Origin of the sequence: Flavobacterium sp. Leaf82 (genome assembly GCF_001422725.1) — a bacterium.
Classification (GTDB): Bacteria; Bacteroidota; Bacteroidia; order Flavobacteriales; family Flavobacteriaceae; genus Flavobacterium.
In genome coordinates, this window is sequence record NZ_LMMA01000032.1 from 466,771 (window position 1) to 480,000 (window position 13,230).

At 35.2% G+C, this 13,230-nt stretch carries 5 protein-coding genes and 1 pseudogene; all 6 read left to right on the top strand.

Translation table 11 applies throughout. The features are described from left to right. Positions 1 to 148 precede the first annotated feature (148 nt). Complete coding sequence (gene rpsF, locus ASF10_RS16570; protein ID WP_007810575.1) at positions 149 to 490, top strand: 30S ribosomal protein S6; 342 nt, start codon at positions 149 to 151, stop codon at positions 488 to 490. A gap of 5 nt (positions 491 to 495) precedes the next feature. Then, a complete protein-coding gene (gene rpsR / locus ASF10_RS16575; RefSeq protein WP_002987043.1) occupies positions 496 to 792 on the top strand; it encodes a 30S ribosomal protein S18 in 297 nt (98 codons plus the stop codon). A gap of 66 nt (positions 793 to 858) precedes the next feature. Then, the gene (rplI, locus tag ASF10_RS16580) at positions 859 to 1,299 is read left to right on the top strand and encodes a 50S ribosomal protein L9 (protein WP_056251284.1); all 441 of its coding nucleotides are present in this window, start codon (positions 859 to 861) and stop codon (positions 1,297 to 1,299) included. 100 nt (positions 1,300 to 1,399) lie between these two features. Further along, a complete protein-coding gene (locus tag ASF10_RS16585) occupies positions 1,400 to 4,570 on the top strand; it encodes a TonB-dependent receptor (protein WP_056251286.1) in 3,171 nt (1,056 codons plus the stop codon). 114 nt (positions 4,571 to 4,684) lie between these two features. Then, entirely contained in the window at positions 4,685 to 5,158 is a 474-nt protein-coding gene (locus tag ASF10_RS16590) for a DUF6495 family protein (protein WP_056251290.1), read from the top strand. A gap of 1,250 nt (positions 5,159 to 6,408) precedes the next feature. Beyond that, positions 6,409 to 12,887, top strand: a pseudogene (locus ASF10_RS24565) (hypothetical protein); the annotation flags it as partial. Between the last annotated feature and the right edge of the window lie 343 nt (positions 12,888 to 13,230).

The window sequence follows — 13,230 nt, forward strand, 5'->3', positions numbered from 1 at the left end:
AGCAGTAGTAAATGTATTATTTTTTTGCAAAAAAAACTAAAATCGGCTTGTATTTTTTACTTTACAACGAATAAAAGCAAAAAAGTGTTGTATATATAAATTTATTGGTTACTTTTGCACCCAATTTTAACAAATAAATATTGTATTTATGAATCATTATGAAACTGTTTTCATTTTAAATCCCGTTTTATCTGAGGTTCAGGTGAAGGAAACAGTAACGAAATTTGAAGAATTTCTTACTAGTAGAGGAGCTGAAATGGTGTCAAAAGAGGATTGGGGTCTGAAAAAAATGGCTTACGAAATCCAAAACAAAAAAAGTGGTTTTTATCACTTATTCGAATTCAAAGTAGCTGGAGAAGTTCTAATTGCTTTTGAAACTGAATTTAGACGTGACGAAAGAGTTATGCGTTTCTTAACTGTAAGTTTAGATAAACATGCTATTTCATGGGCTGAAAGAAGAAGAGCCAAATTAAAATCTACTAAAGCTTAATTATTATGTCTACAATAGAGCAATCTGCAAAAGGAAAAAAAGACGGAGATATCAGATATTTAACGCCTTTAAACATTGAAACTAACAAAACTAAAAAGTACTGTCGTTTCAAAAAATCAGGAATCAAATATATCGATTATAAAGATGCTGATTTCTTATTGAAATTCGTTAATGAGCAAGGAAAAATTCTTCCTCGTCGTTTAACTGGAACTTCATTAAAATACCAAAGAAAAGTTTCTGTAGCTGTAAAAAGAGCTCGTCACTTAGCTTTAATGCCATACGTGGCCGATTTATTAAAATAATTAAAAACTCTAGTCGCTGGTTTCCGGTCAAATGGAACCTAACTTCTAAAATATAAGGACAACAACATGGAACTTATTTTAAAACAAGACGTACAGAATCTAGGATTTAAAGATGATGTAGTTAGTGTAAAAGCGGGTTACGGACGTAACTTTTTAATCCCTCAAGGTTTTGCTGCTTTAGCAACTCCTTCTGCTAAAAAAGTTTTAGCTGAAAACCTAAAACAAAGAGCTCACAAAGAAGCTAAAGTTGTTGCTGATGCAAAAGCGTTAGCTGAAACTTTAAAAGCTCTTGAGATTAAACTTACTGCTAAAGCTGGTGGAGAGAAACTTTTTGGTTCTATCACAAACATCGATATTGCTCAGGCTTTAGAGAAATCTGGTAACGCTATTGATAGAAAATTCATTACTAGTGGTATCGTAAAACGTACTGGAAAATATACAGCAAACATCCGTTTACACAGAGATGTTATCGTTGAATTACCATACGAGATTATCGCTGAAAAATAACATTTTGTTAACTTCGTGTTAATAAAATATAAAAATCACTCTTAAGAGTGATTTTTTTTTGCCTAATTTTGAAAGGAATAACTCACTCAAAACTAGGAAAATGAAAAAAATCGTAACCTTATTATGTATTTTTATTGTCACTGTGGTTACAGGGCAAACAACAACTTCGAGTATTAAGGGTATTGTAAAAAGTTCAGGTAACGAACTTTTGCCCGGAGCTACTATCCTCGCAATACATACTCCTACAGGTTCAAAATATTCATCTCTCTCTAATGAAGACGGAAGGTTTAATATTTTAAATATGAGAATTGGCGGACCATATAAAATTTTGGTCACTTTTGTAGGGTATCAAAACCAGGAATATAATGATGTGTATCTTGATCTGGGTAAAGCTTTTAATTTAGATGTTGTTCTAAATGATGAAAGCCAGACATTAGAAGAAGTTAAAATAGTATCTAAGGATAAAGTTTTTAAAAGCGGAAAAACGGGTGCAGAAACCACTATTGGACGAAGAGAATTAACTGCACTGCCTACTATTTCAAGATCAGCTGAAGATTTTACCCGATTAGAACCAACAGCAAGCGGTGGTTCTTTTGGCGGTAGAAATGATCAATATAATAATTACTCTCTAAACGGTGCAATTTTTAATAACCCTTTTGGTTTAGATGCTGCAACTCCCGGAGGTCAAACCGGAGCACAACCTATTTCGCTCGATGCGATAGAGCAAATTCAGGTAGCAACTGCTCCTTATGATGTGACTTTGTCTGGTTTTACAGGTGCTTCTGTAAATGCCGTTACAAAATCAGGAACAAATGAGTTTCATGGTACTGCATATGCTTTTTACAGAAATCAGGATTTAACCGGAAGTAAAATTAAAGGAGAAAAAATCTTTGTACCAAGTTTAGAACAAACTCAGGCAGGATTTAGTTTGGGAGCGCCAATTATTAAGGATAAGTTATTTATTTTTGGAAATTTTGAAATTGACAAAAGAAGTGACTTGGGTTCTAATTTTATAGCAAATAATAATGACGGTGTTACAGGAATTAATGAATCCAGGGTTTTAGAATCTGACCTGATTGCTGTTTCTAATGCATTGGCAAATCTGGGATATAATACTGGTGCCTATCAGGGATTTATTCATGAATCGAATTCCAGTAAGGGAATTATAAAAGTAGATTGGAATATTAATGATAATCATAAGTTAGCTGTTATTTATAATTTTCTGGATGCTTCAAAAGATAAACCTGCACATCCAACAGCTTTAGGATTTAGAGGGCCAAATGCTTCAATCCTGCAATTTCAAAATTCAGGATATCAGATTAATAATAAATTAAGTTCATTCTTGCTGGAATTGAATTCAAAATTCAGTGAATCAGTATCTAATAAATTACAGGCAGGTTATACTCATTTTAATGATTACAGAGATCCTTTTTCTACTCCGGCTCCGGTAATTAATATTCAGGATGGTGCGGGATCAAATTATATTATTGCGGGTCATGAACCATTTTCTATCAATAATACGCTGGATCAGAAAGTGATTCAGATTACAGATAACCTGACTTATACGGTTGGAAAACATTCTTTTACATTTGGATCTTCTTTTGAAAAATTTAAATTCGCGAATTCATTTAATTTAGGTGGATATGATAACTTTGGAAATCCAAATGGTTATGCAGGAACTTTTTTTACGCCTTATTTTACTACACAGGATTTTCTGGATGATGCTGCAAAACCTTATGCAACAAGTATAGTAGCACAAAATTTACAATATGCCCAGGATACATTTAATACAAAAAGTCAATTTGCAGTTGGCAGCGATGGCGGCTGGAAACTGGCAGAATTAAACGTAGGTCAGTTGGCTTTTTATGCACAGGATGATTTTAGTGTTACCGAAGATTTTAAACTGTCTTTGGGTTTAAGAATTGATAAACCATTGTATTTTAATACTGCTGATTTAATCCAGAAATATATCGATACTGATAACGGTGGCGCCGGCAGGGATAATGATATTGATTATTATGATCCGGATACTGGAAATGCGGTTAAATTAATTTCGACCAATTTACCAAGTGATAAAATTTTATGGTCTCCCAGAATTGGTTTCAATTGGGATGTAAAAGGCAATGCAACTTCGCAGCTTCGTGGTGGATCCGGAATCTTTACCGGAAGAATTCCGTTTGTGTGGTTAGGGAATCAGGTAAGTGGTGCTGATGACAGCTTTTTTCAGATTATGGATCCTGATTATAAATGGCCTCAGGTCTGGAGAACAAGTTTAGGTTACGATCATAAATTTGAGAGTAATTATATTTTAACTTTCGATTTTTCATACAATAAAGATATTAATGGCGTTCAGGTACAAAACTGGGGTTTAAAAGATCCTACAGGAACTCTTGCCGGAGCAGATGCTAGGTTAATTTATACTGCAGCAGATAAAGGGGCGAACAATGCTTATGTAATGACAAATTCTAATAAAGGATTTGCTTTTAATGCTAGTGTTAAAGTTCAGAAGAATTTTGATAATGGTTTATATGCAAGTGTGGCTTATAACTATTTGGTGTCTAAAGATGTTAACTCAATCGAGGCTGAAATTACAGGTGATGCTTTTGCCTTTAACCCCGCCTTGGGAAATGTAAATAAAGATGTTCTGTCGAACTCTAAATATGGAGATAATCATCGTTTTATTGGTGTAGCCTCTAAAAAATGGAAATATGGAAGTAATGATAAATGGGCTTCAACAGTGTCTGCTTTCTTTGAATATGCTCAGGGAGGACGTTTTAACTACACGTATGGCGGAGATATTAATAACGACGGTTCTGCTGTGAATGATTTGATTTATATCCCTACAACTGCCGAAATTGGACAAATGACATTTACCGGAGCGGGACAAGGAGAAGCTTTTGATAAATATATTGAGCAGGATAAATATTTAAAAACAAGAAGAGGGCAATATGCTGAGCGCTATGGGGCAATTTCTCCGTGGAGAGGAAGATGTGATTTTAAATTTTTACAGGATTATAATTTCAAAGTTTCATCAGCTTCTGAGAAAAAGAATACGATCCAGTTTAGTGTTGATATATTAAATCTTGGTAATTTAATTAATTCTGATTGGGGTGTGGTTCAGGTTCCTACCAGTGTACAGCCAATAGGGGTTACTGTAGCAGGAAATACACCAACTTATACTTTTACCAATACACAAACAAAAACGTTTAGCTATGACGCCAGTTTAACATCAAGATGGCAGATGCAATTTGGTATACGATATATTTTCTAGGAAAATAAAAAATAGTGTAAATTTGCCCTCTTAATTTAAGAGGGCTTTTTTATTATAAATATCCTGGAATAGCTAAATGAGGCTATTGAATAAAAATCTGACAAATAAACACTAATGAAATACGCAAGATTAACAAAAGAGCAATTTGATGAATTGCATGCAGAATTTGCCAGCTTTCTAGCCACTCAGGCGATAGATAAAGCAGAATGGGATTCTATTAAGATAAATAAACCGGAAGTTGCAGAACAGGAGCTGGATGTTTTTTCAGATTTAATATGGGAAGGTGTTTTATCCAGAGCAGAATTTTTAGAACATTTTTCTAAAAATCATATTTTTCTGTTTCAATGTTTTGAGACTGAGGTGCAATCTATAGTTTTAAAATCATTATTTCCTGAAACTGATTTTTTGACTAAAGAAGGTCTGCAATGGTTAAGTGATAATATGTTTACGGAGAACATAGAAATGAAAGTGGGTAAAAAAGTATTTACAGAGGATAGAAATGCCTCAATCTTTGAATTAATTCAGCAAGGTGCGTTTTTAAGTGACGGACAATTGTTCACTCAGATCAATACTATTATTGAATCGTAGTTTTTTGCAAAATAAATTTTAAAAAAGGTAAATGATTGATGTTAAATTATTTACCTTTTTTTATTTTTTTAACACTTGTTTAGACTTTTGTATTTTGTTTACCCCGTATTTTCACGGTTTTTTTTTGAAATGTGTAAAGAATGAAGATTTTGTGTTTAAATTGTAAGTTTTACTTTTCAATTTTGCTTTTTTAGTTCTAAATCAAACGATTAAGAAAGAATAAAAGTAATCTAAAACTTACTTTTTTAAGATTTAACAAATTTTATTTGCATTTTTTATGATAATTATAACAGTTGATTTAATGTTAAAAGTATAGGTTTTTCGCATGTTATGGCTGTTATTGTGCTTTTAGTTTTTTAAAATTCAAAAAAAAATAAGAAATTTATTCTTGTTTTGCATTTTACTTTTTTATAATTTTAGAATACAAAAGTTAAACAAAGTAGTTTTTGTGCTTTTTGAAATTCATAAAATAGGAGATAATTTTAAATTGCTATTTTTTAAATAGATTCAGATTCCCTTTTTATGTTTTTTATTGAATTTTTAAAATTGAAGATTAAATAATAACTTAATTAGTTTGCTTATGGAATTGACATTTACTTTCTTTATCAAGTTTGCATTAGGTGTTGCTGTTATTTTAGCTTTATTTTTTATGAGTTTAAGATTAGTCAAATTTATTTTTAAATCTGACTTTTATTTAAGTGCAGACTTTTCTCAACATTTTTACAGTTATGTCAGTTTTTTATTTTCAAAGTCAGATCGGTGGCTTTGTTGACGAAAGGCATTTTTGTGTTTAATTTTTAGATACTGAAAATGCCCCTTATCAAAATCAATGATTCAATTTTTAGAAGTTATTCTAAATCAACAAAGTTTATAGATTGCCTAATCAACTTTTTATAAATATTGATTCATACTATATATTAGAATTCCCTCAGTTCTACATCAACTTAAATTTTCTTTTATGAAAATTAGTCCACTAACAAATCACTCCTTTTGGAAGATTGATGTAGGTCAATATTCCCTAAAATTTTCCAGACATTTTTTATTCTATCAGAATAAAAACTGCTCTTTGGTATACTTCGGTATACGCAATACAACATGATTTTTTTACTGAATTGGAGTTTACATTCTTAGTATACTGCGGATTTAAATTTCATTTTAACTAGTTGATTTTTAACGTTTTTTAAAATTGCCTAAGCATACGTGCTTATCGCAACAGGTATTTTATTGTCCATTTTCTAATCTTCCAAATTATGAAAAAAAATTTTACTTTCTATGATCTCATCGTAAAGAAGAGATTGTTGGGTTTATTGTTTTTATTGCTTTTATGCAATAAAAACTTTGCACAAACCTTTTGCAGACCTACTTCTGAGACCTCTGGTATTGGAGGAGTGTGTCTGGGTGCAACAGAAATTATTAATCCGTCTTTTGCTTATGATGCCAGTTTGAGCACATATGCAACACTGACGAATTCTCTGGGTGTACTTTGTTTTGCACAGGAAACGGTAGCATTTAGTCAAACAGCGAGAGCGGGTGATCAAATTGTTATTTATTACGGTTCAAATTCAGCGTTGTTAGATGTTGGTTTGTTGTCTAATGCGAGTATTCAGGCAAGAAATTCAGCAACAAATACCAATGGAGCCACGGTTGCATTAAACAGCCCTTTGCTGAATATTCAGCTCTTGGCCGGAAACACAGTGGGTGTTATTAGATATACACTAACGGGTGATGCTGATCAACTTAGAATTCAGGTAGGCGGGCTTGTTAGTGTGCTCTCGAATTTAAGAATATACGATGTGCGTTTGCAATTTGCAAAACCAACGATTACTAATGGAGAAACACAATCTATATGTACCGGACAATCAATAGCACTTACAGCTACTGCTGCACCTGGAACAACAGTAGCATGGTATGATTCGCCAACATCTACTACAGCACTTTCTAACGTAGCAAATTATACTACGCCAGCATTAACAGCTACAACTACATATTATGTAAGTACTTCAAGAGTTGCCGGTTGTGAAAGCAGTGAGCGTTTACCGGTAACTATTAATGTAATAGATCCTGTAATACCGGTTATAAGCCCTGCGGGAACAGCAATTTGTTCTGCCGGAGCAACTCAGGCAACGACCTTATCTGTTGTAAATCCGGTTTTAGGAACTACTTATTCCTGGTATAATGCTCCTACGGCAGGAACACTTTTAACTACTGGTAATACTTATACACCAACTGTACCTACAGGAGTAACAAATTTCTATGTTGAAGCTTCAATTGGTGCCTGTAAGTCAGCACGTACTCAGGTTACAGTTACTTCAACTCCTGTACCTGCACTTGCGACAATATTAACGCAAAGTGTGTCTATATTATCTGGACAAAATGCTACTTTAAGCGCTTCGACAAGCGAGGCAGGCGTTACTTTGGACTGGTATGATGTACCTACAGGGGGAACTAAATTATTAGGAGATTCGAACACTTTTACAACACCAATATTAACTGCAACTAAAACATATTATGTAGAATCACGTAATAGTGCAGGAGGATGTGTCAGCGCAACAAGAGTTCCGGTTACAGTAACTGTTTTGGCTAACCCGTTAGGAGGATGTTTAGAAGCAAATAGTCAGCAAACAACTCAAAACGGACTTTGTTTGCTTTGTTCTTCTACAACTCCAAACAACTCTGTTGATGGAAATAGTGCTACTTCGGCAAGATTAACTTTACCAATAGGTTTGGTAAATGGATGGATTCAGCAAACATTACAATTTAATAATCCAGGTAAAGTGGGTGATATTGTAGATGTTGAATTGGCATTACCAGGAGGATTGGCAGATGTTGCATTATTAGGAGGCGTTAGTTTAGCAACTTATAATGGAGCGACTTATAACGGAGACCGCGTTTTTATCAATAATCCGTTGGTTTCTTTACAACTTATATCCGGAAATAGATTTAGAGCGAGTATCGTTTCAGGTGCAAATTTTGATCGTGTAGAAATTAGATTTGGTGCCGTAGTAACGGTATTGACCAGTTTAGATATCTATCAGGCAACTTACAGATATAAAGCGCCAACAATTTCAGGAAATACAACAATTTGCAGCGGTCAGACAGCTACTTTAGTTTCTAGTGCTGCTTTGGGCGAAACGATAAGATGGTATGATGCTTTAACTGGAGGAAATTTATTATTTAGTACAGCGGCTATTACAACTCCGGCTTTAACGGCTAATCAAACTTATTATGTTGAAATTACCAGAAATGGTTGTGTAAATAGCGAAAGAACTCCTGTAGTTATTACAGTAAATAATCCTGTTGCACCAACACCTGTTACTGCAAGTCCATCGAATTTATGTAGTGGCGAAACAACAACAATAACAATTGATACACCGGTTGCGGGCACTACTTATAATTGGTATGACGCGGCGACTGGCGGAAATTTATTGTTTACAGGTACCACTTATACAACACCTAACTTAACTGCAACAACTACTTATCACGTTGAAGCTGTAATTGGCAGTTGTTTAAGTCCTGCCCGTACAGCAGTAACTGTTACTGTGAATCCGGCAGCATCAGTTCCGGTTCCGGTATCTTCAAATGTAATTATTCAGTCTGGGCAAACTGTAACTTTATCTGTTGCAACTAGTGCCGGGGTTTCTTATGAATGGTATGATGCTCCAACAGGAGGTAACCTTTTATTAGCAAATTCAAGTACTTATACTCCTAGTCCGGCTTTAACAGCAAACAAAACATTTTATGTTCAGGCTAGAAATTTAGCTACAGATTGTATAAGTGCTACAAGAGCGGCAATAAATGTTATGGTAATTAATACTGTAAGCACCTGTTTGCAGCCAATTTCACAAGCGGTAAGCATAGATACGAATTTACCAGTTGCATTGTGTGTTTTGTGTACGTCCAGTAATGAAATTAATTCTTATGATGGAAACATAAATACATTTGCTACTCTGACTATTCCTGCGGGAGTATTGAATGCTTATATACAACAACAACTAACTTTTGGTACACCGGGTCAGGCAGGAGATATCATAGATATTGAGCTAGAATTACCTGGAGGAATTGCTGATGTAGCATTGTTAGGATCTGTTAGTATAGCAACTTATAATGGAGGAACATTTAACAATGACAGACTTTTAATCAATAATAATTTATTGAATTTGCAGGTATTATCAGGAAATAAATTTAAAGTTAGCTTTCCTACAGCTGCAGTATTTGATAAAGTCGAAATTAGATTTGGGGCTTTGGTAGGGTTGTTAACAACGCTAAATATTTATGAAGTTTCGTATAGATTTCCAAATGCAACAATAACTGGGGCAACAGCACCAATTTGTTCTGGAGAAACTCCTACATTGACTGCATCTTCTACTGGAACAGAAACTTTTGCCTGGTATGATGCTCCAACAGGAGGAAATTTAGCAGCGGTTAATTCTACACCTTTAAATGTTACCACTACTTATTATTTAGAAGCCACTCGTGGTGCATGTATTAATAGTGTTCGTCAGCCAGTAACAATAACTGTATTGCCTATTCCTACAGCTGCAGATATTGCAATTACAAGTCCTCTAACTGCTTCATGTGCAGGAGGTGTTGTATTGACTCCAACATCTGCTTTAGCGGGAGCAACATTTAAATATTACTTAGATCAAAATAAAACCGAAGAAATTACAACAGGTTCGGTAGCGGGCGTAACATATTCTAAAGATGCTACAACCGGAGCTTTAACCATTAGCGGACTTATTGCTGCTAATGCACCTTATACATATTATGTATCTGTTCTTAACGGAGGAACTTGTGAGAATGTAAATGGAACTTTAAAAGAAGTTGTCGTAAATTATCCTGCAGGTTCAGCTTTAACAGTTACAAGTCCATATTCAGCTTGTGGTAAAGTAAATTTAAAAGATGCTATTTCAAATTTTGATACATCAGGAAATACAACTTATACTTTCTTTGATTCAGCAAATAATCCAATTACAGAACAAGCGGCAGGAAATATTCTTGTAAGTGGTACTTATTTTATTCAGGCTCAAACTACTGGTGTAGATTGTCCGTCAACAAGAGTACCTGTAGCGGTAACTGTTAATCCATTGCCTACATTAACAGGAGTAACGAGCTCGATTGCTGTTAACACAGGAACTTCGGTAGCTTTAGCAGCAACTTCAAACGGAACAATAACATGGTATGACCCACAAGGAAATGCATTACCATCAAATAACACAGGAATTCTAAATACTGTTGGTGTTTATACCTATACTGTGGTAGCCAGCAATGGTACTTGTACAACCAGTCAAACAGTAACGATTAGCGTTATTGATCCGGCTGCTTGTGATGCGTTATTAGAAAGAGTTTATGCAAATTCTCAATTATCGGGATCAGTTATTACAGGATCAGTTACAAACGGACCTTTGGCTGTAGATAATGACCCAAGTACATTTTCTACTATAACTACTGGTTTAGGACTTTTAGGCATTGGCACAACATGGCAAAATCTGCAATGGCCAACAACTATTCCTAAAGGAACTGCGGTAACTGTAAAAATAGGTTTAGAAAACAGCTTACTTGCAGTTGGACAAAATATTTCTGTAATAGGTACTAAACGTGACGGATCTAATAACCCAATAGATATTGGAACTTTACAATCTGTATCAGGATCATTATTAAACTTATTACCGGGACAAAACTCATTCGAATATACATTTGTTCCTTCTAATACTACTGGTCTTCAGGATTATGATGGTATTCGTGTACAGTTGGGCTCTGTTTTGAGTGTAGCACAAAATATTAATGTTTATGATGCTTACTATAAAAAACAAGTAACTCAAATTGCTTGTGGTCAAGGCGATATCGAAGATATTTTCTCTGGCGTAAAAGATTTAGGAGTCGGGGCACTAACAGCAACAGTAGGGGTTTCTAATCCTTGGAATGTGGCTGATGGTGATGTTGCTACATATGCTACAATGTTTAGCGGGGCAGGAGTACTTGCTGCTGCTGAACTTACTACAACTTTTAGAACGCCATCTATGGTGGGTGATAGTTTAAGAATTACCATTTCTAAACCGGGAACACTTTTAAATCTTAATTTACTTACCGGATTTACTATTCAGCTTTACTCAGGAAATATCCCTGTAGGCGCACCAATACAAAATACCAGTAGTTTATTGACTTTAAAATTGCTTTCAGGCGATACAATGGCAATGACAATCGTTGCGCCGCAAACGGAACCATATGATAAAGCGGTTATTACTTTTGGAGGTGTTGCAAGTGTGCTGGATCAACTTAGAGTTCATACTATTGATCGTGTAACCAATACAAAAGTGATTGGCGGAGATCTTGATAATAATATAACGGTTTGTCCGGGAGCAGCTATTACACTCCAGGTTCCGCCTAAATCTTGTGCGGATTATGTCTGGTATGATTCACCAACAGGAGGAAATGTTTTAACCACTGGTCAGATTTATACTCTTCCGGAAACATTAGCTGCCGGAACTTATAAATATTATATTCAGCCAATTCGTTATGGTTGCCCAGCTTTAGAAAGAGGTGAAGTAACTGTAATAGTTAGAGCAACTACTCCTGCGGCTACAATAGCAAGTGTAACCATAAACGGAGGAAACAGTACTATTATATGTGCCGAAGATGGTACAGTAACACTGGACGCAATCTTAAATGGTACGCCTGTACTAACGAATCCTGTATACCACTGGTATAGTTTTGACGGTACAACTAGTCAGGAAATAGTTGGTGAAACAGCTCCTAAATTAATAATAACAGGATTAGCTCCGGGAACATATACTTATTATGTTGGACTTAGTTCAGATGAATATTGTGAAACTGCACCAGCAGATAGAAAACAAGTAACATTTACTATTTTACCTACTTCTCTTGTAACAGATATTAATGTAGATAATGCTACTATTTGTCATGATACTGATGCGGTGTTAACACCAACCAGCAGTTTAATAAATCCAGTTTTCTTCTGGTATTTAGATGCGAATAAAACGCAGCCTATTTTTAATGGAGTAATTAACGGAGTAACATATGCGGTAAGTAGTACAGGAGTTTTAACAGCTTCAGGTTTAACTACTGCTATGAGTCCTGTTTCTTATTATGTTGCCGTTACAAGTGATAATACATGTCAGAATAAAAACGGAGAGCTTAAAGTTGCAACTGTAATGATTAACGATCCGGCTACGCCAACATTGGTAACTGCGGGAACACAAAATTTCTGTCTGGCAGATGCGCCAACTTTTGCAAGTGTTCAGTTTAATGAAGCAAATATCGTTTGGTATACTGCTTTAACAGGTGGAACAGCGATTCCGTCAACAACACTTTTAACAAGTGGAACTTACTTTGCAGCATTAATTGATAGTACAATACCTTGTGAAAGTTCTGTTAGATTATCAATAACAATTAGCGTTACAGATCCTGGAACACCAACATTGGTAACGGCAGGAACACAAAACTTCTGTCTGGTAAATGCACCAACATTTGCAAGCGTTCAGTTTAATGAAACAAACATCGTTTGGTACGCGGCTCTAACTGGCGGAACAGCAATTCCGTCAACTACAGCTTTGACAAGCGGAACTTATTTCGCAGCGTTACTAGATCCAACTACAAATTGTGAAAGTGCCGTTAGATTATCAGTAACCATAAGCGTTACAGATCCTGGAACACCAACATTGGTAACAGCGGGAACACAAAACTTCTGTCTGGTAAATGCACCAACTTTTGCNAGATTATCAGTAACCATAAGCGTTACAGATCCTGGAACACCAACATTGGTAACAGCGGGAACACAAAACTTCTGTCTGGTAAATGCACCAACTTTTGCTAGTGTTCAGTTTAACGAAACTAATATTGTTTGGTACACGGCTCTAACAGGCGGAACAGCGATTCCTTCAACTACACCACTTACAAGCGGAACTTATTTTGCAGCATTATTAGATGCTACAACAACTTGCGAAAGCGCGGTTAGATTATCAGTTACTATAAATGTTTCAGATCCTGGAACACCAACATTGGTAACAGCAGGAACACAAAACTTCTGTCTGGTAAATGCGCCAACATTTGCAAGC